This is a genomic window from Paenibacillus aquistagni, from assembly GCF_900177815.1.
GTDB classification, from domain to species: Bacteria; Bacillota; Bacilli; order Paenibacillales; family Paenibacillaceae; genus Paenibacillus_B; species Paenibacillus_B aquistagni.
In genome coordinates, this window is the sequence record NZ_FXAZ01000003.1 from 345,983 (window position 1) to 368,060 (window position 22,078).

Consider the following 22,078-nt stretch of genomic DNA (forward strand, 5'->3'; position numbering starts at 1 on the left):
CCGCGGGCTGAAGGGGCACTGTCTCTTTGTGTGGTGTTTTAAGGCTTGCCAAGTCGATAATGATCATGCTCAAGATCATGCTCCAAGGCATATTCAAAGTCATCAACATCATAGATGGGAACGGGAACCTCGTGCTCGATGAGACGGCTGATCAATTCAAATTGATCCGTAAGCAGCGGAGCTTGCTCGCGAATGCTCGTCAGGATCAGTTCTGTCTCAATCGGGTCGAATAATTCACCGTACTGCATATTATCCATCGCATTCACCACGATACAGCTCGCATTCGACTCCAACAGGAGCGGTTGGCTGCTCTTCCAAGGTTGAGAGAGTGCGCGCTTGATCTTCTTGTTGTTCATTTCACTTTCGAAGTAATCAAGCAGCTCGTGAATATAGCGCTTGGCGAGCCGGTCCTCTTCCGGATCAGGCATCACTCGCTCGCCGCTCTCGCGTATCTCGTACAGCTCCATAACGGAGGTGTACGGAATGATATACTGAACAGGCCGCTTAGGATCAAGCAAATGGCCGTATATCGCGAGCATAATGGCTTCGATTACAAAACGTCGAGGCTGCACCGTCCATCCTCCTTTGAACAACAAATGCATCGTGACAGGTATTTCCATCATACCATTCTGCGTATCGTCATGAAAGTAGGGCAGATGCTAATAGGTTCGTTCTTCAAAATAACGCCACAAGGTTTGCAGATCTCGATGAGCGCAATAATGAGATAGCTCCTCCGAGATATTCCATGCTTTCTGCATAAATTCATGGCTCATATCCAGTGCTTTAGCGAGCGCGCCGCAATCGCGAATCAGGCCTACAGCTTCATCAAAGGCTTCAGATGGAGAGTCTTCGGTCAGCTGCATCAGCTGCTCGCGGACAAAGGGATCTTCCATGGCAATCATGGCGGGCAGAGTGACCTGTCCGTTGCGCAGATCCGCTCCAGCAGGCTTGCCGAGCGTATCGGCAGTCTGCATATAGTCGAGAACATCATCACGCACTTGAAAGGCCATGCCAAGCTGATCGCCGAATTGATACAAGGCTTCAGCAACCTTAGGATCGGCCATTCCAGCACGCGCACCTGCTTGAAGAGAAGCAGCCATTAAGAGAGCGGTCTTATTGCGTGTCTTCTCCCAATATTGTTCCAACGTAATGTTGAAATTATAACGCTGTTCCATTTGTTGATACTCGCCAAGACACAGTTGGGTAGTTGTTACCGATGTAAGATCCTGAATGTAGTTCTCAAGCTCTGTGTCCTGCTCTGTTAGCAATTCAATGACTCGGCAGGTGATATAGTTGCCGACATAGACAGCCGTCCTCGTTCCGACCTTCCGATGAAGGGCGGGCTGCCCGCGTCTTGTATCCGCTTCGTCTAGAATGTCGTCATGAATGAGAGAAGCAGCATGGATGAATTCACATACAGCAGCAAGCTTGTAGACATCTCGATTCTCTGGACTTTCTCCGAAACGACTGCCGACAATAACCATAAGAGGGCGTAAGCGTTTGCCTCCTGCCCGAATAAGATCAAGAATGCTTGTCGCAACGACAGATCGTGAAGAGAGGTCCTGATCATAAGTTATGATACGTTCAAGATCTCGATTCACACGATCTAAGGAAATATTGAGCTGCTGCGACAAAGAGTCATTAGATAACGTCATACGTCACCTGCTTAAATCGCTGTGTAGTGGCATATCGTCTTGAATAACGCTTGGCAATAAAACGTGTCAGCCGCTGGTGGAGCTGAGAGGTAGCAGATCGTGACCCTTCGGCAAGCCGAATCTGGATTCGCTTATTTGTACGTGCTAGGTCGCCTACAAGATCCACGAAGCCATGCCGCACGGCGAACTGTAAATAGAAACTAAGCAGAAAATCCCCATCCAATACCGCCTTGCCTGCAACCTCAGCGTGGTGCACATGATCATGGGAACGATAAGCCTTGAGCAGCAACCAGTAGCATCCAAGGATGATTCGACGCTCCCCAGGGTCCATATCGTAGTCCAGCAGCAGCTCTGCCATATCACGAAGACTGGCTTCATCTTCACCAGCTGTTACATGGATTCCCGCTTGCTGTGGGAGCTCATGATTCAATAGCTGCTTCGTCTCTTGCATGAGGTTCTGGCTCATTGGAACACCCCGTTTCCCTGTACAAATAAGTAAAGTAATGTGCAGCATGTACACATTACTTTACGTTTATTAGAACACATCTATTCTTATTTACGGATTAGTCCGTATAAAGGTACCATTTTTTCACGAACGGAATCTTCTTCCAAATACGCTTCAAATGAGGGTACAAGTAGTAGTCGAGACCAAGCGTGCTTCCGGAACCACCGATCAATGCGCATGCACCGAAGAAGTACCAGAGCATTTCATAGCCGGCCATACCGGACATATAGATCATAACGCCCATTGCCATTGTTGCAAGGGAAGAAAGAGCCGTGAACAAACCAAGGATCAACATCGCACCGAATACCAATTCCGCAACAACCATTGCAGTTTGGAAGAAGTGCGCAAGACCTGTGAAGCCACCGTCACTGGTGTAGAAGAATGTATCCATGGACCAGTTAACCATGCTCTTAAGGAAATCAGGAACCGGAAGAGCAGGGCCAAACGCTTCAGCCGCGCCTTCAGCTGCTTGAGAAGCACTTGTTGCAGCATCCGCAACAGAAGCACCGGATGTTCCGTCTGCTACTGGAGCAGGAATCAAGAAGATCTTGGACGGATCAGCGAGAATCTTCTGCATCTTGTCTACGCCTTCAAGGAACCATTTGCCCCCGACAAAAATACGGAGCGGAACGAGCCAAATGTTCGGAGAACGCATTGCCAAGTGTCCACCGACAAAGCTGCGGTTGTTCTTCACGCGGAAGAACTCGTGAATCTTGTACGTCCACACTTTGTGGAAGCCAAGCACTTGGATAAAGTACACCATGTTGATCAGATGCTTGAACAACATCGCCAAGAAGCCAGAGCAGTTGAACATCTTGCCAGGCATACCGACAGATGCAACACCATAACGTCCGCCAATACACACCATTGTACCGTGGAAGGTTGGCTTATAGGACTTATGCTTGCCTTTCTTGATATCCGCAACAATGTTGTGAGCGATAATGCCTGCGGACAGCTCAGCATTCTCAACCATTTGAGGAATCGGACGCTCTTCGCCTTCAGGAATATAGAAGATGTTGTCGCCGACAACATACACATTCTCATGATCAATGGATTGAAGCTTATCGTTCGTTACAATACGCTTGCGTCCATTTTGTTGAACGTCAAGGTTGCCAACGAGGTCAGAACCTTCAACACCAGCAGTCCATACGATTGTAGCAGCCTTCACTTCGCCTTTTTCGCCAAGAACAACGGAGTTTTCCGTAACGCCCGTAATCTTTGCGCCTGTAATCATTTCAACGCCCATTTTGCGAAGGTATTTCGCTGCTTTTTGAATCAATTTGTCAGGAAGGATTGGAAGAATCTTAGGCGCCATATCGGCAACCACCAAGCGAACTTCGTTCGGATCGATGTGGAACTCGTGGCAGAGCTCAGCACGATATTCAGCAAGTTCACCAATCAGCTCTACACCTGTAAAGCCAGCACCCACGACAACAAAGGTAAGCAGCTCTTTGCGACGCTCAGCATCAGCTGTTTTGGATGCTTGCAAGAACATGTCGCGAATTTGACGCTTCAATTTCACGGCATCTTCATAGGACCAAAACGAGAATGAGTTCTCTTCTGCACCAGGGATCCCAAAGAAGGATGGCTTACAACCGGTACCGATAACGAGATAATCATAGTCATAGGATTTGTGATTGCCTTTAAGGGACTGACCGTCGAAGTCAATGTTTGTGATCTCATCCAGCACAACATCAACTTTTCGTCCAGCAAAGATTTGTTTCAAATCCATTCGAATAGCTTCTTCTTCGACGCGGCATGCTGCCACTTCGTGCAATTCCGTCAACATCGTATGATAAGGTTTACGGTCTATGAGGGAGATGCTTACGTCTTTTTCATTACCAAGACGCTTCGCTAGCTTCTTCGCCGTCAGCACACCGCCATAACCGCCGCCCAATACAACGATCTTTTTCATGGCTTGGATTCACCCCTGATTGAAAGTTAAAAATATCATCAAACCTATAGCAGGTTATAATGTCACCATATAAACAATGGGGCTCCGGGGCAAAAAAGTCTGTGATGATTTTCACAGGAAAACACTCATCACCTAGATTTCTTGACTGCGGAGCCGTCCACTGTCCTTTTAACGCTCGGTATCGCTTGTTTTTATTCTTCTATAAGACGATTACGAACATCTTTTAACATGCTGTTATATGAAGTGATTACTCAGCACACGATTATTTCGCGCCTTGCAAAGCCTCTTCAGCCAATTTAACAAAGCCGTTTACGTGGATGGATACACCGGATACCGCATCGGTCGTGCCATCTTCTTTAACGCCAAGCTGAGCTACGTCTTGTTTCTCGATCAGAGCAGCTTCCATGTGGTTTGCTTGCTCATGCCAGTTCATGCCGTATGTTCCAGCAGCCGCTTGTTCTTTCTTAGAAGCGCCTTCTTTGTTCACGTTATCCCAGTTTACAGCCACGATTTGTCCGTCAAATACAGTAACGTTGAATGTTTCTTTCCAGCCTTGATCGTCGAAGTCTTTGCCTTCAGCTTTGTAAGCACCGTCTTTATATGCTCCTTTTTCTACAGGGCCAGCAGCAAGTGCTTGCTCAGACAGCTTCACGAAGTCGCCAACATGAATGGACACGCCGGATACAGCATCCGTTTTGCCTTCGTCATTTACTTCGATTTGCTTTGGATCTTGTTTTTCAAGAAGCGTATCTTCCATCAGCTTCGCTTGTTCATGCCACTCAGAGGAAGCGCCGCCTTTTTTCATGCCGTATTCACCGGAGATGGATTGTTGTTTCTTTGTATCTCCAGCTGTTTTAGTGTTTGCTGCATCCCAGTTCACAGCTGTGATCTTTCCATCTTTAACATCAAGCTGAACCATGTACATCCAGCCATTATCGTCAGGCGTACCTTTTGCAAAGTAGTTGCCGTCAGCGTATTGTCCTTGTTCTGTTCCTGTGGAAGGCTGCTCAGTTCCAGTAGAAGGCTTTTCTGCGTTGTCCTTTGCGCCACAACCTACCAACAGACCGAATGCCATCATTGCTGCTACAAGCAATGCCAAATTCTTTTTCATGTCAACCACACCTTCGCTAAAATTTAAGTATTTGTGTAAAAAACTGAGTTAAATCTTATTTGTGAAAATTTTATCTAACTCGTTGCAACTACATTGTAACACTTTATTACAATCTTTCAAGGGGGTGAAGAAAGTAAATTATAAGGAAAGCGCTTATCTGCGTCATAATTCTCAAATTTATCATATTTTTTTTGAGAAAAACGGCTTGAACATCGGCTGTATGCGGCATTCTGGTCGTCATTGCAACGAGTCGGATTGATTCTTAGGATGACCTGCTGCTTACCTGTTCATGCAAAGTAAAAGAAGCTACTCTTGCTTGTTCTAGATCCAACTCGTTAGGGCAAGCATGGTAATGAGACCAAGCACAAAAGAGACGGTTGCCGCTCGTTCATAGCCATGTCCATGACTCTCAGGAATAAGCTCTTTATATACAATAAACATCATGGCGCCTGCTGCAAAGGCGAGTCCATAGGGCACCAGATTGTTGATCATGCTGCTGAGATAATAACCAAGAAGGCTTGTAATAATCTCTACCGCTCCTGTTAAGGTGGCAATGCCGAGTGCCTTCCATTTGTTTACGTCTTGATTAACCAGGAACAAGGCTACAAGAAACCCTTCAGGCGCATTTTGAAGCCCAATGGAAAAGGCGATCAGCGGCCCTAAAGCGTCATTAGCGCTTGCATAGCTAACCCCTACTGAGAGCCCTTCGGGCAAGTTGTGCAATGTAATGGCTGCAATAATCAGGAAAGCCCGCTTATCAATATTCAAGTTGAATGGATGCCGTGCGTTCGGGTCCTCAAGATCAACATGAGGTACTTTATGCTCTAGGAAGAGCAAGGTCAGCGTACCAAGCAATAGGCCAAACGCAACCACGAATACATTGGATTGACCGAGCGCTTCCGGAATTAGGCTCAGCAAGGAGGCAGAGGTCATAATTCCTGCCGTATACGCAAGCAATATATCACGCCAGCGGTGAGACAGATGCTTCATAAACAGAATGGGTACGGCGCCTAGCCCAGTCGATAGGGCCGAAATGGTGCTACCAATGAAGACGTCAGTCATGTAGTTGAGTCACCCTTTGTGTTGACAGTATGGTTGTAACGAGATGCACCTCTCGGGTAATTTAGTTGAGGGCACAGAAGCTGGCTTTGAAGCTGTTCTGCAAATACGTGATCTGATACACATCCGACAAGGTCTTAATGTAATCAAGCAGCGCTGCTGCTGAAGAAGGGAGCTCTGTTATGCTCCACCCTGTAGACGCAGGATGACGGCTCAGCTCTTCTTGCCATTGCTGCCACAGCATCTTCATATGCTGTCGTTCCGCAGAAGTTGCCTTCTTATTAATATAACCCCACATGTGCTCGATCGATGTGCGAAGGCCTGCTGCCGAATAGGGCTCTTCACTAGAGATTTCGTTAAGACGCTCGATGATCATCGCATAGTTGGTTATCGTGCTGGCTTCGCGGAAACACTGGGATACCTCTTTGTAGAATTGATATCCACGGGCCATGATGTCATATTTGCGCAGCGCCCACTGGCGTTCTGCCTCATAGCGAACAGACTTCAGGGAATTTGTCATGGATGGATGCTTCTGCTCCATATATGTTTGCCTCCCGTGAAGGTTAAGGATAACCTTTTTGTATATCGGTTCAGCCCGATCATTTCATTAATTCCGGTTCATCATAGCATGAATCAGCTGCGTGTGCCAGATCGGAAATAACGCCCCAGATGCTGGACAATAGTGGAGGCTAGGGCTATAATTACGTGTGATAATGCATCAACCGATAACTTGAATAGCACGCTAGGGGGGCTGGAATATGGCCGGCTGAGATTGTATCCCATAAAGATACCGACCCTTCACCTGATCTGGGTAATGCCAGCGTAGGAAAGACGTCATATCGAGGCATGAGGCTAGAGCCGCTTCTCGTTATGGACTTGGAAGCCCGTGCGCATCTCATGAGATGATCATGAAGATGCTCGCATGCGAAGGATAAGTCTATACATGAAGCTGTTCATCCCTGTGTGACCTTATGTACTTTATACGCAAAGCTGACAGCGTCCCATATTGGGGCGCTTTTTTTGTGCAGCCATTTGCTTCGTACACAAGGGTTCGTCTTCGGTGTCCGGGGGGAATACCAAGAACAAGATGACGCCTATGTTCATAATGGGTCGAATACGCATACAGCTGTGGATTCAAAGTCATTATCGGGAAGACACTAGAGGAGGATATTTATCATGCACCACATAAGAACGTCAGGATGGAAAAAGCGGGCATTCTTGCTCACGATGATCATGATGCTGACAGCTGCGCTTGCGGCTTGCGGTTCCAACAGCAAAGGAGAAGAGTCTGCTCAGCAGGGTTCGGCTGAGAAGGAGCTGCGTCCGGTCAAGGTTGTTTTGGATTGGACGCCGAATACGAATCATACCGGATTATATGTCGCTCAGGCAGAAGGATACTTTAAGGAAGCGGGGCTGGATGTTGAGATTATTCAGCCTGCAACCGGCGGGTCAGACGCAATGATCGCTTCTGGCGAGGCGGCATTCGGCATTACGGTTCAGGAGAACATCACACAGGCTCGTTCTCAAGGGGTGCCGATCGTATCCTTGGCGGCTATTATTCAGCATAATACATCTGGCTTTGCCGCTCCTAAGAGCAAAAATATCCAATCGCCGAAGGATTTTGAAGGCAAGACATATGGCGGTTGGGGATCTCCTGTCGAGGAGGCGGTCATTCGCACGATTATGAAAAATGAAAATGCCGACTTCGACAAAGTGCGAAATGTCAACATGGGCAACGCCGACTTTTTCACTGCCGTGAAGAAGGATATCGACTTTGCTTGGATCTTCTACGCATGGACAGGAATTGAGGCTGAGCTGAGAGGCGAGCCTATTGACATGATCTATGTCAATGAGTCATCAGATGCCTTGGATTACTATACGCCAGTGCTGGCCACAAGTGAGAAGATGATTGCAGATGATCCTGAAGTGGTCAAAGCTTTCGTTGGTGCCGTATCGAAAGGTTACCAATATGCAATGAAGCAGCCCGAGCAAGCTGCGGATCTTCTGCTAAAGGCTGTTCCAGACTTGGATAAAGAGCTTGTACAGGCTTCACAGCAATGGCTGAGCCCTAAATATCAAGATGATGCACCTCGTTGGGGCGAGCAAAAGCGCGAAGTGTGGGATAACTATGCGAAGTGGCTTGTAGATCACAAGCTGATGGAACAAGAAATTGATGTGGATAAAGCCTTTACGAATGAGTTCCTGCCAGACGCTTAATAATCGCGGCTGCGCACATTCATGCAACCATAAACGATAAGATGACGAGAGGGAGAGAGACAACATGGCGAACAGTTTGGTAAGCATTCAAATCATTCCGAAGACGAAGCATGGCGAGGATGTCATCCCATTTGTTGATCGTGCCATTGAAGTGATTCAACAATCAGGCGTGAAATATCAGGTCAACCCGTTGGAGACAACGATGGAAGGTGAGATGAGCGAGCTGCTGCGCATCATCGAGAAGATGAATGAGGCTGTTATGGAAATGGGCTGTGTCAGTATTATTTCGCAGGTGAAGATCTGCTATAAGCCAGACGGCATCTCAATGGACACACTGACGGAGAAGTATCGTCCATGAATCGAAGACGCTGGTCACAAGCAGGACCGCCCCTTGCGGCTGTCCTGCTTCTTCTCGTGGTGTGGCAGCTTGCCGTCATGCTCCTTCAAGTAGACAAATGGATGCTTCCAAGTCCGATCGATATTGCCAAGGAAGCGGCAGCTTCTGTTCCTGTGCTTCTCGAGCATACCTGGGCTACGCTTAAGCTTACGCTGCTGGGCTTTACGTTTGGAGCAGCCTTTGGGTTGATTGTCGCTATGCTGCTCCATCCGATTCCGCTTCTGAAGCGAGCGATCTATCCGCTCATCATTGTCAGCCAGAACATTCCAACGATTGCGCTATTGCCGCTGTTGATGATCTGGTTTGGGTTCGGACTTATGCCAAAGATCGTGGTCATTACGCTGGTATGCTTCTTCCCTATCACCATTGCAACGATGGACGGCTTGATGCAGACGGACCGCACCATGCTGCATTATATGCGCATGGCTGGAGCCAGCCGCTCACAGTTGTTTTGGAAGCTGGAGCTTCCTCATGCGCTGCCGTCTGTGTTTTCGGGTCTTAAGATTGCGGCAACCTACAGTGTCATGAGTGCGATCGTGGCTGAATGGCTTGGGACAGATAAGGGCATTGGCTATTATATGGTGCTGCAGAAGGCGGCTTTTCGAACGGATCGGATGTTCGTGGCGATTGCGATCGTAGTGCTGCTAAGCATTGCGATGTTCACGATTGTGCAATGGATTGAACGCAGGGTTGTGCATTGGCAGCAATCCTCGAAGACAGAAAACGAATTATCGTAAAGGAGGGGATCAAGATCGGATTACAACTTGAGCATTCCATTAAAGAACCTAAGTCAGCATCTACTAAAGAACCCAAAACTGCATCTACGACCGCACCATCGCAAGCAGCTGTGGCGCTACGGATGTTGGACGTGAGCAAGTCTTTCTCGAACAGCAAAGGCGGCAGCAAGGTGCATGTGCTGGATCAGATTACATTAGATGTAAAGCAGGGAGAGTTCGTATCCATCATTGGACCCTCCGGCTCTGGGAAAAGCACACTGTTTCACCTCATTGGCGGTCTATTGCGCCCTGATCAAGGGTCAATCTTCATCCATGATCAGCTGGTGACAGGAGAGACGGGTCATGTCAGCTATATGCCGCAGCAGCCGGCCTTGTTCCCTTGGCGCACGATTCAAGACAACGTCATACTGGCGCGGGAGCTGACAGGCCGAAGCAAGAAGGAGCTTCGCGGCGAAGCAGCCAGCTGGCTGGAGAAAGCGGGACTCCAAGGCTATGAGAAGGCGTATCCGCATATGCTCTCTGGCGGCATGCAGCAGCGCGCGGCCTTCGTGCGCGCCATGATGAGCCCGCACGAGCTGATGCTCTTGGATGAGCCGTTCAGCGCCTTGGATGCGTTAACGAGAAGCGAGATGCAGCGCTGGCTGCTTGCACAGTGGGAGGAGCATCGCCGTTCGGTGCTGTTTGTTACACACAGCATCGAGGAAGCGCTGTTGCTGTCAGATAGCATCTATGTCCTCAGCCACCGGCCAGCCAGCGTGCTGAAGCGAATTGAGGTTCCTTTTCCGCGGCCGCGCCGCGATACGCTGACTCGAAGTGCAGACTTCGTGGAGCTGAAGGCTCAATTGTCGAGCCTGCTTCAAGGAGATCAGAGCATATAGAAACATGACATAAAGAGAGTGCTTCTTCTCTTCAGGATGAAGCATATGACGAAGGAAGCGTTCAGAAAGGTTATGATCTTATGCATTCGTATAATAGATCGATTCAAATACAACGGGAAGGCATGCTCCAGCGGTCGCATTCCACACGTTACGTAGATGCCCATATTCATTTTGATCAGTATACCGCGGAGGAACAACAGGCGATCATGGCTGCGCTGGAGAAACAGTCGGTTACGCATCTGATTGCGGTATCGATGAATATGGCGTCATGTGTGCAAACCGAAGCTCTGGCGGCTCAATACCCGCGCCAGATTGTACCGGCTTATGGATATCATCCCGAGCAGCCAATGGCTTCTCAAGACGAGCTGGAACAGCTGCTAGGCTGGATGGATGATCGCAAGACTTCCATCCGCGCTGTCGGTGAGGTAGGGCTTCCTTATTATTTGCGTGAAGAGGCGTTGAAGGAAGGCCGATCATTCGACTTGACTCCGTATGAGGAGCAGCTGCTGCCGTTCATTCAGCGGGCTGCTCGCTGGGATGTGCCTATTGTTCTGCATGCAGTCTATGATGATGCGCCTAGAGTCTGTGAACTGCTGGAGCGCTGGAATGTGCAGAAGGCGCATTTTCACTGGTTCAAGGGGGATGCGAAGACGATTGAGCGCATGGCACAGAACGGCTATTATGTCTCGTTCACGCCAGATATTGAATATGAGGCTGAGATTCAAAGCTTGGCAAGCAGCTATCCCATTCAGCAAGTCATGAGCGAGACGGATGGACCATGGCCGTTTGAAGGCTCCTTTTGTGGCAGAAGGACGGAACCCGGGATGGTGACTACGGTCGTGCAGAACTGGGCGAAGCTTGTAGGTCTTACGGAAGAAGAAGCTCAGAAACAGATGTGGGACAATGCATGCCGATTGTACAAGCTGACCTCGTGACGTGAGATGAGGTCTGCTGGCTATCCAGCTCGCTGCGGCCCTGCTTGCGAGCAGCCTTTCTTTTACTCTGTGTGCTGTAAGTGGTGCTCCATGATGACGCGAGGAATGTATTGAACTGCTAATCTCCTCTTCTCTAAGTCTTATTATCGGAAGTTGCTGGTGGAGTGCGCCAGCATGTCAAGGGGTTCCAATATGGTACTCTGCTCTATCTGCTCTAATTGTATAGTTGTTAATAATCGGCTGATGCAGTACGCCTGATAAGCATGCTCATTCAAAGAGATGATGGATGGACATAAAGAAGCTCTTTCTTCATAGGTGAAGAGAGAGCTTCTATTCGTGCACTTAAGAGCGTCTTACAGCACCATAGCTGCAATAAAGCCTGCGATAAGCAGCGGTAGATTGTAGTGAAGAAAAGTCGGCACACAGGTATCCCAGATGTGGTCATGCTGACCGTCTGCGTTAAGACCTGACGTAGGCCCCAAGGTGCTGTCCGATGCAGGAGATCCTGCGTCTCCAAGCGCAGCAGCTGTGCCGATTAGCGCGGTTGTCGCAAGCGGACTGAAGCCAAGCTCCATGCACAGTGGAACGAACACGGTCACGATCAGGGGAATCGTTGAAAAAGAGGACCCAATGCCAAGGGTCACAAGCAGACCGATGAGCAGAATAAGCAATGCTGCAAGCGGACGGTTGCTGCCTACCAGCTCTGCGCAGCTATGAACCAATGACTCGATGTCGCCTGTGGCCCGCAGCACGGCGCCAAGACCTGCCGCAGACATCATGACAAAGCCGATATAGGCCATGGAACGCATGCCGTCAGAAAATACTTGGTTGGATTGATTGCGGGTCATAATGCGGGACAGGAGCAAGACGATAAGGCCTGCTCCAGCTCCATAGATCATGGAGTCTGTGCTCAGCTGCACCGTAAGCATTGCGGCAACCGCGATAAGTCCAGCAATCGTCTGGCGTGCGGAATAGCTGCCAGCGGAGGTTTTATCCTCCTCACCGGCTTCCTCCTTCATGCCGCTCCAGGACACATCCTTGTAGCTTCTTGGCTTCCGGTAGCTGAACAGCACCGCAATCAGCAGGCCTGCCAGCATGCCGCCGGCGGGCAGCAGCATCGCGGTGGGCAGCATGGATGGATCTATTGCCATACCGTTCTTCGTCATATTGGAGGCGACGGTCTCATGGAAGATGGCTCCGAAGCCGACTGGAAGCAGCATATACGGCGTAATTAAGCCGAATGTTAGCGCACTTGCCACGGCCCGACGATCCACCTGAAGCTGATTGAACAACGACAGAAGCGGTGGAATCAGCACAGGAATAAAGGCGATGTGCACGGGAACGGCGTTTTGGGACAGGCAGGCGATGAATGCGACCGAGAGGACGACAGCCACCGTCGTGACTTTGGATGTCTTGCCTGATAGATGTCTGCCGCTGACCAGCTTTACCGCTCGCTTCACCAGTCGTTCGGGGAGCCCTGTCTCGGTAAGGCCTGCGGCAAAGGCGCCCAGCAGGGCGTAGCTTAATGCAATCGATGCATTATCCTTTAGTCCTTCTGTAAAGATATTGATTGTATCGGTTAAGCCCATGCCGCCAGCAATCCCGCCGACGGCGGCAGCTATAATCATGGCTAGAGCAATATGGATGCGGCACAGGCTTAGAATGAATAATATGGCTAATGATAATAAGACGGCATTCATCGTGATGTCCTCATTTCCGTAGGCTCTTATTCGAACTCTAGATGACTGGACTAGGGCTGATAGGGAGCGCGATTAAGATGTTTCTGATGTGCAATTTATTATGTTATCACATTACCACTTTACTATAGTGACGTGCAATATGAATTTATTTACATCCTCCCGCCTCACTGTAAAGACATGATGGATATCATACAGTCATTGACTTTTATTCTTTACATGGCACATAATAAGAATCAATATGGAAGGCAAAGCCAACATTCGTTGACGAGAACACGTACGTGTCAAGGTAGTCCTCAGAGAGTCGACAGTCGGTGAAAGTCGATGGCGAATTGGGACGTATATCCTCTCAGAGATTCCGTGCTGAACGTAAGCAGTAGGCGCGGACGGATTCCTCCGTTACAGGGATTGCGCCAACAGGCGTTAACCAAGCGCTGTGTCGTCATTGCGATGCAGAATAAGGGTGGTACCGCGAGTGACAAGCTCGTCCCTTTTTAGGGGCGGGCTTTTTTGTGCTTATTTTTCGTCTGTCTAAGGCTAAGAATGCCATGGGGAGTCCGAGGCGTTCTCTTTGCTGCAGGAGTAAGGTTCAGGAGAAGCAGATTCAATGATCAAGAGCGTGGATCGAACTGCTTCTCCTTGTAGACTAGATACTTAGAGTGAGAAATGGAGATGGAGAAGATGAATGTTAGAATGGAGGATATCGTGCGCGCGCATCACACCCTCAAGGAGGTCATTGTTAGAACTCCGCTGCAGCGCGATCCCAACTTATCAGCCAAGTACGACTGCAACGTTTATTTGAAGCGGGAAGACTTGCAAATCGTCAGATCCTTTAAGATTCGAGGAGCTTACAATAAGATTCGTCACCTGCAGCCAGATGAGCTTGAGCGCGGCATCGTGTGCGCCAGTGCAGGCAACCATGCGCAAGGGGTGGCCTATTCATGCCAAGCGCTTCGCATTCAAGGCACCATTGTTATGCCGAGTACAACGCCATCTCAGAAGGTTACCCAAGTCAAACGCTTTGGCGGGACTTACGTTAATGTTGTCCTCACGGGAGACACCTTCGATGATGCCTATGATGCGGCTATGAAGATCTGCGAGGAGAACGGCATGACCTTCATCCACCCCTTCGATGATCCTTACATCGTGGCTGGAAATGGAACAGTAGGCATGGAGATTATGGAATCTCTCGATGCGTCTGCTGATATGGTCTTTGTCACGATTGGCGGGGGAGGCCTCGTCGCTGGTGTAAGCACCTACATGAAGACGGTGAGCCCAGAGACTCGCATCATTGGAGTGGAGCCTGAGGGAGCAGCCTCCATGACAGAAGCTATTGCCCGCAAGGAAGTGGTGACGCTAGAGCAAATCGACAAATTTGTGGATGGCGCAGCGGTTAAGCGTGTAGGGAAGCTTCCTTACGAAGTATGTACAGAGCTATTGGATGATATTGTTAAGGTTCCTGAGGGCAAAGCCTGTACCACAATTCTTCAGCTGTACAATGAGAATGCGATTGTTGTGGAGCCTGCGGGATCGCTGCCTGTGGCTGCACTTGATCTCTATCGCGACCAGATTCGTGGCAAGACAGTGGTCTGTGTGATTAGCGGAGGCAACAATGATATCGATCGCATGCAGGAGATTAAGGAGCGCTCGCTTATCTATGAGGGCCTGAAGCATTACTTTATGGTGAATTTCCCGCAGCGCGCTGGCGCTTTGCGTGAATTTTTATCAGAAGTGCTGGGAACCAATGACGACATTACACGCTTTGAATATATTAAAAAGCACAACAAGGATAATGGAGCAGCCTTAGTAGGAATCGAGCTCCAAGATCGCAACGATTACAGTGCATTGATTGAACGTATGCAGGCGAAGAATCTGAGCTACGTTGAAGTGAATAAGGATTCGGTGTTATTCGATTTGCTTGTCTAGCTTGAGCTCTGCTCATCGCGACTCAGTCAGCCATAGACGGAAGGGAGTTGCACTTCTTGGAGCACGCTTCATCCTAACCGTCTCTTTGGCTATTTTTCATAAGCTTTTTGTAACATGTATCGTGATAGAATGGTTAGCTCCAATCCCTATTAAATGAGGCTAGGCAGCACGCTTAGAGTGCTCCATTTCTTCTATTTGAACCTTAAGCCCGAGTTTGCCCGTATAAAATAGGTATATGTTCGTTAATTAGGGACGCTGGATAAGGGAGGATGAGCGACATGAGAGAGCGGATCATAGCACTCGATCGTCACATCGAAGCTGCGATGCTGGAGCGGGAGCTTCATGCAAAGTGGGAACAACAGCTGAATGGAATAAGGGCAGAGCTTCGTAATGCAGAGTCAGAAGTAGAGCGGCTGCTGCAGCAGTGGCAGGAAGAGAAGAAAGATGTGGAGCGCTTAACGAATCGCTCGCTATCCAATCTCTTCTATACGCTGATAGGAACGAAGGAGCAGAAGCTAAGCGAAGAGCAGATTGAGGAGCTGAAGGCGAAGGAACGCTATGAGCTAGCCTTAAGCGAGGCGAATGCGCTGGAGGAAGATCGCGCGGAGTTATCGCGCAAGCTTATTGACGTCAGCCGCTGGGACACGAAGCTCAAGCAGGCCATGCAGGAGAAAGAAGAGCTGCTTCGTGAGCATGACTCTGCATTCGCAAGCGCGCTGGATGAATTGCAGCAGCAGAAGGTGAAGCTCCTGCATGAGAAGAAGGAGCTTGGCGAAGCTCGTGCTGCAGGAGAGCATGCGCTTCGGGCGTTGCGCCGTGCAGGGGAGTCTTTTGATTCCGCCAAGAACTGGAGCACCTATGATATGCTTGGCGGCGGCATGCTAGCCACTCACATCAAGCACTCTCGGATTGATGAGGCTCAGGAATCGGTAACCAAAGCAAACCATGCGCTGCGCACCTTTCAGCGGGAGCTGAAGGATGTAGAGCAGGCGGCTGCTGGCACCGATTTGGTGCATATTGAGGGCGGCCTTAAGTTTGCCGATTATTTCTTAGATGGTCTGATTGCAGACTGGATGGTGAATAATAGAATACAGAGCTCTCTTGAGGCAGTGAACAAGGGAATTACCCGTGTGGAGCCAATTCTAAAGCGCTTGAACGAATACCGTATTCAAGTAGAAGGAAGTCTTCAAGAAGCAACTAGACGGTATGATCAATTGATCTTAACCTATAAAATGTAAATGATTTGCAGGAAAGTTGAAACAAACGATAGTTACCGTTATATTAGTAAAAAGGTTTAAGCGAAGGGTTGATATGATGGAGAATACGAACAGCGCCTCCAATAACTTTATTCGTCAAATTATTGTGGAGGATTTACAAGAAGGACGTGTTGACGAGATCGTAACGCGGTTCCCGCCAGAGCCAAATGGTTATCTGCACATCGGGCATGCGAAATCGATCTGCTTGAATTTCGGCATGGCTGAAGAGTTCAAGGGAAGAGTAAATTTGCGTTTCGACGATACGAATCCGCTCAAGGAAGATCAGGAATATGTCGATGCGATCAAAGAAGATGTGGAATGGCTCGGCTTCAAATGGAACGAGCTTCGTTTCGCATCTGACTATTTTGAAGAGATGTACAACCGTGCTGTGCGGCTTATCCAAAAGGGCAAGGCCTTTGTGGATGATCAATCGGCGGATCAGATTCGCGAGACGCGAGGCACGCTGACAGAGCCAGGGAAGAACAGCCCTTATCGTGAGCGTTCGATCGAAGAGAACTTGGATCTCTTTGCGCGTATGCGCGCTGGGGAGTTCGGCAACGGCGAGAAGGTTCTGCGTGCGAAGATCGACATGAGTTCGCCAAATATTAACCTGCGCGACCCGGTCATTTACCGTATCGCGCACGCGACTCACCACAATACAGGCGACACTTGGTGCATTTATCCGATGTATGCCTTTGCGCATCCGATTGAGGATGCCATTGAAGGCATTACGCATTCGCTTTGCACAACAGAGTTCGAAGATCAGCGTCCATTCTATGATTGGGTAGTTCAAGAGACTGAGATGGAGAACGTGCCGCATCAATATGAGTTCGGACGCCTGAATATGACCAATACAGTCATGAGTAAGCGCAAGCTGAAGCTGCTCGTTGATGAGGGTGTTGTAGATGGCTGGGATGATCCGCGCATGCCGACGGTATCGGGACTTCGCCGCCGCGGCTTCACACCAGAATCGATTCGTTCGTTTATTCGTGAGCTTGGCGTATCGAAGAGCAGCGGCACGGTTGATTCCAAGTATTTGGACCACTTCCTGCGTGAGGACCTGAAGCTGAAAGCGCCTCGTACAATGGGGGTTCTTAAGCCACTTAAAGTGGTGATTACGAACTATCCAGAAGGCCAAGTGGAGTGGCTTGATGCCGAGATCAATCCGGAGAACCCTGAGATGGGCACTCGCCAGATTCCATTCTCCCGCGAGATTTATATCGAGCAGGATGACTTTATGGAAGAACCGCCGAAGAAGTACTTCCGCTTGTTCCCTGGCAATGAAGTTCGTTTGAAGCATGCTTACTTTATTAAGTGCAACGACTTTGTTAAGGATGAGAACGGCAATGTGGTTGAGGTGCATTGCACGTATGACGTAGAGACGAAGAGCGGATCGGGCTTTACAGGCCGCAAGGTCAAAGGAACGCTCCATTGGGTCGACGCTACTCATGCTGTGCCAGCGGAATTCCGCTTGTATGAACCGCTTGTGCTGGATGAAGCGGAAGATGGCGAGGGAGAATTCCTGGATCATCTGAATCCAAGCTCGCTTATCGTGGAACAGGGCTTTATTGAGCCTAATATGAAGGACGTCAAGCCGCACGATAAATTCCAATTTTTCCGTCATGGCTACTTTAACGTAGATCCGAAGCATACGACAGAAGATCATATTGTATTTAACTTGATTGCCTCATTGAAGAGCTCCTTCGAGCTTCCAAAGGCGTAATGGTTAAGAATGAGCGGCCATGCCTGTGAGGTATGGCCCTTTTCTATGGTTGATGAGGATGCAGATTCCTGTCTAGCATTTGTGGATTTGCGACTAATCGATCTGATTTACGAAGCCATATCCAGATATAAGGAGGAGGTAAGAAGCATGCAGAACAAAGTCATTTTACTGCAGTCGGATTCGATTGGAGATGCGGCAGATGGATTAGGAACGACTATATTGGAAACGTTCTTGACCGTCCTGAAGACGGAGCATAAGCTGCCGGCAGCGATCTTTTGCATGAATCGCGGGGTATTGGCCTTGACGTCCAACGCTTTAGCTTCGTTGAAGCTGGCAGAGATCGAAGCAGCTGGCGTGCCCGTGTATGCCTGCAAGACCTGTGTTGATCATTATGGCATAGAAGCAGAGCTTGCGGCGGGACAGATCTCTGGCATGAACACATTTGTCGAGTTGGCAGCCAAGCATGCGGTTATCACGCTTGGTTAATAGAGCCGTATAAGAAGCAGGCATGGTACCAAGCTCTAAGGAGTAGGTCGTAAGTGTATGATGGCCGCTGCTCGTCTCAAACCACTTCACTGTATTTCAAAAAGATTGATCGTTAAAATCTATAAGTAACGGATCAAGCGACTCCACAACATATACCACTGGCGATGACTTCTATGGAGCTGTTCCAGCTCCTTGGAAGTGATCGCCTATTACCTCACCTAGAATAAACATTCCCGAATAAATGGAAGATAGTCATTGGCATCTGTTTGACGATTCAGCCCCTAAGGAGGCTTTATGAAAAAAATAAGGTGGATGCTGGTTATGAGCCTGTTTATTACGCTCATTCTGCTTGAAATAAATAGGATGCCGTACAAGGATCCTATAGAGCTCTATCAATCCCGTGTTGGCGCTGCCACGCAGCTTGACCCCGATACAATGGCAACCTATGAATGGAACTCATATCAGATCTCGTTCCTCAAAGACAGTCTTAAAAATACACATCTCTTCTTTGTAGGTCCCGACCGTACGATCGATCTTTATCTGCTGGATCGCGGGGGAGTACCGGAGAGAGATCTCTATTGGCAGGTAAACACAAAGCAGAGGAATGAGCAGCGAATGGTGCTCTTCTGTGCCATCTTGTTTAAAGATTCGATCAATCATATTACATTGCGATCCGTAGGCGGATTGGACATGAAAGAGGAGCTCAAGACGCTGGAGTACAATAATACCCGATACGTCATTGCGATTAGCGATCGAATTCAGATTAACCCTGTAGACATTACAGGCTATTCTCAGAATCATGATATTGTATATAAGAATGTAAATGCAGCTGAAGAAAAATAAAACCGCACCTTAATTAGAGTCTCAAGCGGTAGCGCAGGTAATGGAACAGTCGTAGACGTCCTTGATGAATATACCAATCATGAGTGAAGTGCTACAACCGCGTGACAAGCAAGAGCAAGCAAGACCAGAATAAAAGCCTCTTCCAGATAGCTTCCTGAGAAGAGGCCTATTTTTACATGCGAGGGTAGAAAGGTTATGAGAGCAGTTTATTCTGAAGCTTCACGATCTCTTCTGCTGACAAGCCTATTGCTTGGGTTAAATAATGCTCAATATCCTCGTACTGCTCCAGCATTTGATCAAGCGCAGCATTCAAATACTCGGGTCGGGCCTCCATGACGGCTTTCATGATGTCTTGCATTATCTCTTCAGGGACATCCGCTTGTGCTTGCATCGTGCTTCTGGATTTGGCTGCAATCTTGGCAGTGTCCAAGTATTGATTGGTCAGCAAATAATCTTGCATAATGGTTTCTTTAGATACCCCGAGCGCCATCAGGATGAGTGCCGCAATCAGTCCGGTTCGATCTTTGCCAGCCGTACAGTGGAACAGAAACGGCGTGCTGTGATCCTGCAAAAGCAGCTTGAAGATGGCCTGCAGCGCTTGGGTGGATTGAATCATGGCCTGATTCAAATGGACGAGCAGCTGGTCAGGCGGCCCAAATCGGTCCAGATGAGCGCGCTTATTCGTATCCCCTAGATCATAAGCTTGACGAACGACTGGGCCGTTGTCAGCAGGAATTAACGGGATATTGATGTTGGTCACCGCGGAAAGAGCTGGCGTCGGCATAGCGCTAATCTCATCGCGATCTCGCAAATCACAGATGGTGCGGATGCCAATGGCATGCAGCTGTTTTATATCTTGTTCCGACAGTTCGGAAAGCTCTGCTGAGCGGTACAGCATGCCCCATTTGACCAAGCGGCCATCCTTGCCTGTATAACCCCCAAGATCTCGGCAATTGCTCACGCCCTGCATGGGCACCATACGCTGCTGCGCAGCAGAACGGGATGTAATGAGCGTATCTTTTCTTCCAATAGTCATGTTGGTCTCCCTCCGATGTCTGTTCGCGATATGCGAATGGCATATCCATGCTGATTGCAGTTCCTCACACAACTTCAGCTCATATTCGCATCGACGGCTGTAGTTAATGCTCTGAGGTTCAGCGTTTTATTCCGCAAGGCACAGCTGATGCTCCATGCGTCATATCGCATATGCTTCGATTTCGACAACTTCTATATATACGATTGTAGCTTGCTTTTAATCGGTGTGCATCTGTCCGCTATCCCGATACTCGTGCGCTTCTCTTCTATTCTAGGAGGTCCGTGCACACTTGACCGTAGCGTTCCTTTGAACTCCCCCTGACAGCTGTCAGCCGAATTGTCAGCCTAGAAATAATGTTTATTGAACGCATTATGATGAGGATGATAGCTCTTGGTCTAAGCCGGAGCTTAACTTAGCTTGGCTGCGTATAACCAGCCAGGTAAGCAGCGCGAAGCCAATGGCGCCGATGAATGCGCATAGGCTGCCCCATGCGTACACCATGGAAGGGCCAAGGCGGTCGTACAGTGTACCGCCCAGAAAGCCTGCTACTGTGCCTGAGATGCTGCTCCATGTCAAGGTGTAGATAGACTGCCCCGTAGTGCGCAAGGCCGGCGGGACGAGCATAGCCGTCAACTGTGTCCCGATATAGAAATATCCGCCGAAAGTCACGCAGTGCAACGCTTGGATGGCGATCACCTGCCAAGGCTCGGTGGCGATAGACATAAGCAGCCATCGCAAGGTATAGAGGACGCCTACAATGGTTAAGCCAAGCAGCATCGAAGATACCTTGCGCCGCAGAAAGCGGTCGAACAGCAAGAAGATGACGATCTCAAAAATCGATGACATGAAGATCGACAAGCCTACTGCGGATTTGTCCCCGCCAAGATCGGTGATATAAAGCGAAACAAAGGCGTTATTGATCCCATTGGGCACGCTGATGAGCACACCGAGCAGCACGAACGTCATAAAGACGGGGGACAGCAGCACGGCCTTTAACGAGCCTGAGCCAGCCTGCTTATCTGCTGTCTTCTGCACGCTGGCACCTGCTGGGCCGATTCTGGGCTGCAAGCCTCCAGCAGGCCTAGGAAGAGCCATGGCGGCTAGCAGTGCCAGTGTCAGCAGCAGCGCGTACACATACGAAAGCGCCCCTACGCCCAGCACGTTGAACAGCGATCCTGCAAGCGCTGCGGTCAGTGCCCAGCCGAGAGACCCAAACATGCGAAAAGCCCCGAATTTATGCTTCGTCCCGTCGATCGAGGTAAGGATCAAGCTGTTGCTTTGGCTGAACAGCGGCGTTTGAAACAAGTAGAAGATGGCGGTGCAGGCAAATAAGAGACCGTATATCGTCGTATGGAACAAGAACTGCACAATGATTATATTGCTGAGCAGCAGAATCAGCAGTACACGTCGTATATTGCCGATCCGATCACTCATATATCCCCAGAAGGGATTGGCGAATATGGACAGGAAGGGGCCGATGGCAAGCAGCCAGCCAATCTCGGTTTTGCTGAAGCCTTCTTCATGCAGAAAGATCGGGAAGTAGCTGCCGAAGATGGCGAGACCGCCGTACAGGAGAAAGGTAAATAGACGCAGGCTGTTGAAGCCCCCAGCTGGAGCGGCTGCAGATGAATGTGTAGTATGACGAGTCATGGTGAAGCTCCCTTCCTTGTTTGGACATATGGTAAAAAGGACAAGCGGGTAA

General features: G+C 49.2%; 20 protein-coding genes, 1 riboswitch and 1 other annotated feature. Of the genes, 10 read left to right on the forward strand and 10 right to left on the reverse strand.

Annotation, left to right across the window (positions count from 1 at the left end):
- Positions 1-38 precede the first annotated feature (38 nt).
- From B9Y93_RS12995 to B9Y93_RS13025, 7 genes are all read right to left on the reverse strand, one after another.
- Positions 39-572, reverse strand: a complete 534-nt coding sequence (locus tag B9Y93_RS12995) for an ADP-heptose synthase (RefSeq protein WP_244903395.1) — start codon at positions 570-572, stop codon at positions 39-41.
- Between the two features lie 87 nt (positions 573-659).
- Entirely contained in the window at positions 660-1,655 is a 996-nt protein-coding gene (locus B9Y93_RS13000) for a polyprenyl synthetase family protein (RefSeq protein WP_085494842.1), read from the reverse strand.
- A complete protein-coding gene (locus B9Y93_RS13005; protein WP_085494843.1) occupies positions 1,642-2,121 on the reverse strand; it encodes an adenylate kinase and related kinase in 480 nt (159 codons plus the stop codon). Before B9Y93_RS13005 ends, B9Y93_RS13000 begins: the two co-directional genes overlap by 14 nt.
- A 97-nt stretch (positions 2,122-2,218) precedes the next feature.
- A complete protein-coding gene (locus B9Y93_RS13010; protein ID WP_085494844.1) occupies positions 2,219-4,075 on the reverse strand; it encodes an NAD(P)/FAD-dependent oxidoreductase in 1,857 nt (618 codons plus the stop codon).
- A gap of 262 nt (positions 4,076-4,337) precedes the next feature.
- Positions 4,338-5,186 (reverse strand): hypothetical protein, encoded by an 849-nt coding sequence (locus B9Y93_RS13015; RefSeq protein WP_085494845.1) that lies wholly within the window; start codon positions 5,184-5,186, stop codon positions 4,338-4,340.
- A 321-nt stretch (positions 5,187-5,507) separates the two neighbouring features.
- Positions 5,508-6,248 (reverse strand): ZIP family metal transporter, encoded by a 741-nt coding sequence (locus B9Y93_RS13020; protein ID WP_085494846.1) that lies wholly within the window; start codon positions 6,246-6,248, stop codon positions 5,508-5,510.
- Between the two features lie 61 nt (positions 6,249-6,309).
- Positions 6,310-6,786, reverse strand: a complete 477-nt coding sequence (locus B9Y93_RS13025) for a DUF1722 domain-containing protein (RefSeq protein WP_085494847.1) — start codon at positions 6,784-6,786, stop codon at positions 6,310-6,312.
- A gap of 193 nt (positions 6,787-6,979) precedes the next feature.
- Positions 6,980-7,092: riboswitch (TPP riboswitch) on the forward strand.
- Positions 7,093-7,421: 329 nt separating this feature from the next.
- Here B9Y93_RS13025 and B9Y93_RS13030 point away from each other — a divergent pair.
- From B9Y93_RS13030 to B9Y93_RS13050, 5 genes are all read left to right on the forward strand, one after another.
- Positions 7,422-8,462 carry an ABC transporter substrate-binding protein gene (locus tag B9Y93_RS13030; RefSeq protein ID WP_085494848.1) on the forward strand — a complete coding sequence of 347 codons (1,041 nt, stop codon included), beginning with the start codon at positions 7,422-7,424 and terminating at the stop codon, positions 8,460-8,462.
- Positions 8,463-8,526: 64 nt separating this feature from the next.
- A complete protein-coding gene (locus B9Y93_RS13035) occupies positions 8,527-8,820 on the forward strand; it encodes an MTH1187 family thiamine-binding protein (RefSeq protein ID WP_085494849.1) in 294 nt (97 codons plus the stop codon).
- A complete protein-coding gene (locus tag B9Y93_RS13040; protein ID WP_085494850.1) occupies positions 8,817-9,596 on the forward strand; it encodes an ABC transporter permease in 780 nt (259 codons plus the stop codon). The genes B9Y93_RS13035 and B9Y93_RS13040 overlap by 4 nt, the downstream gene beginning before the upstream one ends.
- Positions 9,557-10,474: an ABC transporter ATP-binding protein gene (locus B9Y93_RS13045; RefSeq protein WP_425320340.1), complete on the forward strand. Its 918-nt coding sequence runs from the start codon at positions 9,557-9,559 to the stop codon at positions 10,472-10,474. The genes B9Y93_RS13040 and B9Y93_RS13045 overlap by 40 nt, the downstream gene beginning before the upstream one ends.
- A gap of 122 nt (positions 10,475-10,596) precedes the next feature.
- Positions 10,597-11,409, forward strand: a complete 813-nt coding sequence (locus B9Y93_RS13050; RefSeq protein WP_085495148.1) for a TatD family hydrolase — start codon at positions 10,597-10,599, stop codon at positions 11,407-11,409.
- 353 nt (positions 11,410-11,762) lie between these two features.
- Here B9Y93_RS13050 and B9Y93_RS13055 read toward each other — a convergent pair whose 3' ends face one another.
- A complete protein-coding gene (locus tag B9Y93_RS13055; RefSeq protein WP_085494851.1) occupies positions 11,763-13,109 on the reverse strand; it encodes a Na+/H+ antiporter family protein in 1,347 nt (448 codons plus the stop codon).
- Positions 13,110-13,361: 252 nt separating this feature from the next.
- Positions 13,362-13,601 (forward strand) — a binding site (T-box leader).
- A gap of 177 nt (positions 13,602-13,778) precedes the next feature.
- Here B9Y93_RS13055 and ilvA point away from each other — a divergent pair.
- The 5 genes from ilvA (at position 13,779) to B9Y93_RS13080 (ending at position 19,340) form a co-directional block, all read left to right on the forward strand.
- Positions 13,779-15,032: a threonine ammonia-lyase IlvA gene (gene ilvA, locus B9Y93_RS13060; RefSeq protein WP_370738979.1), complete on the forward strand. Its 1,254-nt coding sequence runs from the start codon at positions 13,779-13,781 to the stop codon at positions 15,030-15,032.
- Positions 15,033-15,310: 278 nt separating this feature from the next.
- Positions 15,311-16,270, forward strand: coding sequence for a coiled-coil domain-containing protein (locus B9Y93_RS13065; RefSeq protein WP_085494853.1), 960 nt, complete (start codon positions 15,311-15,313; stop codon positions 16,268-16,270).
- Positions 16,271-16,346: 76 nt separating this feature from the next.
- Entirely contained in the window at positions 16,347-18,011 is a 1,665-nt protein-coding gene (locus B9Y93_RS13070; RefSeq protein WP_085494854.1) for a glutamine--tRNA ligase/YqeY domain fusion protein, read from the forward strand.
- Between the two features lie 147 nt (positions 18,012-18,158).
- Positions 18,159-18,497, forward strand: coding sequence for a DsrE family protein (locus tag B9Y93_RS13075; RefSeq protein WP_085495149.1), 339 nt, complete (start codon positions 18,159-18,161; stop codon positions 18,495-18,497).
- 294 nt (positions 18,498-18,791) lie between these two features.
- A complete protein-coding gene (locus B9Y93_RS13080) occupies positions 18,792-19,340 on the forward strand; it encodes a hypothetical protein (protein WP_139829170.1) in 549 nt (182 codons plus the stop codon).
- A gap of 193 nt (positions 19,341-19,533) precedes the next feature.
- Here the strand turns inward: B9Y93_RS13080 and B9Y93_RS13085 are convergent, their stop codons facing one another.
- Together B9Y93_RS13085 and B9Y93_RS13090 are read right to left on the reverse strand one after the other, a co-directional pair.
- Complete coding sequence (locus B9Y93_RS13085) at positions 19,534-20,376, reverse strand: tyrosine-protein phosphatase (protein ID WP_085494856.1); 843 nt, start codon at positions 20,374-20,376, stop codon at positions 19,534-19,536.
- A gap of 369 nt (positions 20,377-20,745) precedes the next feature.
- Complete coding sequence (locus B9Y93_RS13090; protein WP_085494857.1) at positions 20,746-22,026, reverse strand: MFS transporter; 1,281 nt, start codon at positions 22,024-22,026, stop codon at positions 20,746-20,748.
- Positions 22,027-22,078: the final 52 nt, after the last annotated feature.

What these genes read in the sequence shown, in the direction of transcription:
- B9Y93_RS13020 (WP_085494846.1), bottom strand. Translation starts at nt 6,248, where the DNA reads ATGACTGACGTCTTCATTGGTAGCACCATTTCGGCCCTATCGACTGGG.
- B9Y93_RS13010 (WP_085494844.1), bottom strand. Translation starts at nt 4,075, where the DNA reads ATGAAAAAGATCGTTGTATTGGGCGGCGGTTATGGCGGTGTGCTGACG.
- B9Y93_RS13040 (WP_085494850.1), top strand. Translation starts at nt 8,817, where the DNA reads ATGAATCGAAGACGCTGGTCACAAGCAGGACCGCCCCTTGCGGCTGTC.
- B9Y93_RS13065 (WP_085494853.1), top strand. Translation starts at nt 15,311, where the DNA reads ATGAGAGAGCGGATCATAGCACTCGATCGTCACATCGAAGCTGCGATG.
- B9Y93_RS13050 (WP_085495148.1), top strand. Translation starts at nt 10,597, where the DNA reads ATGCTCCAGCGGTCGCATTCCACACGTTACGTAGATGCCCATATTCAT.
- B9Y93_RS13090 (WP_085494857.1), bottom strand. Translation starts at nt 22,026, where the DNA reads ATGACTCGTCATACTACACATTCATCTGCAGCCGCTCCAGCTGGGGGC.
- B9Y93_RS13075 (WP_085495149.1), top strand. Translation starts at nt 18,159, where the DNA reads ATGCAGAACAAAGTCATTTTACTGCAGTCGGATTCGATTGGAGATGCG.
- ilvA (WP_370738979.1), top strand. Translation starts at nt 13,779, where the DNA reads ATGGAGAAGATGAATGTTAGAATGGAGGATATCGTGCGCGCGCATCAC.
- B9Y93_RS13055 (WP_085494851.1), bottom strand. Translation starts at nt 13,109, where the DNA reads ATGAATGCCGTCTTATTATCATTAGCCATATTATTCATTCTAAGCCTG.
- B9Y93_RS13000 (WP_085494842.1), bottom strand. Translation starts at nt 1,655, where the DNA reads ATGACGTTATCTAATGACTCTTTGTCGCAGCAGCTCAATATTTCCTTA.
- B9Y93_RS13080 (WP_139829170.1), top strand. Translation starts at nt 18,792, where the DNA reads ATGAAAAAAATAAGGTGGATGCTGGTTATGAGCCTGTTTATTACGCTC.
- B9Y93_RS13035 (WP_085494849.1), top strand. Translation starts at nt 8,527, where the DNA reads ATGGCGAACAGTTTGGTAAGCATTCAAATCATTCCGAAGACGAAGCAT.
- B9Y93_RS13015 (WP_085494845.1), bottom strand. Translation starts at nt 5,186, where the DNA reads ATGAAAAAGAATTTGGCATTGCTTGTAGCAGCAATGATGGCATTCGGT.
- B9Y93_RS13085 (WP_085494856.1), bottom strand. Translation starts at nt 20,376, where the DNA reads ATGACTATTGGAAGAAAAGATACGCTCATTACATCCCGTTCTGCTGCG.
- B9Y93_RS13030 (WP_085494848.1), top strand. Translation starts at nt 7,422, where the DNA reads ATGCACCACATAAGAACGTCAGGATGGAAAAAGCGGGCATTCTTGCTC.
- B9Y93_RS13025 (WP_085494847.1), bottom strand. Translation starts at nt 6,786, where the DNA reads ATGGAGCAGAAGCATCCATCCATGACAAATTCCCTGAAGTCTGTTCGC.
- B9Y93_RS13005 (WP_085494843.1), bottom strand. Translation starts at nt 2,121, where the DNA reads ATGAGCCAGAACCTCATGCAAGAGACGAAGCAGCTATTGAATCATGAG.
- B9Y93_RS13070 (WP_085494854.1), top strand. Translation starts at nt 16,347, where the DNA reads ATGGAGAATACGAACAGCGCCTCCAATAACTTTATTCGTCAAATTATT.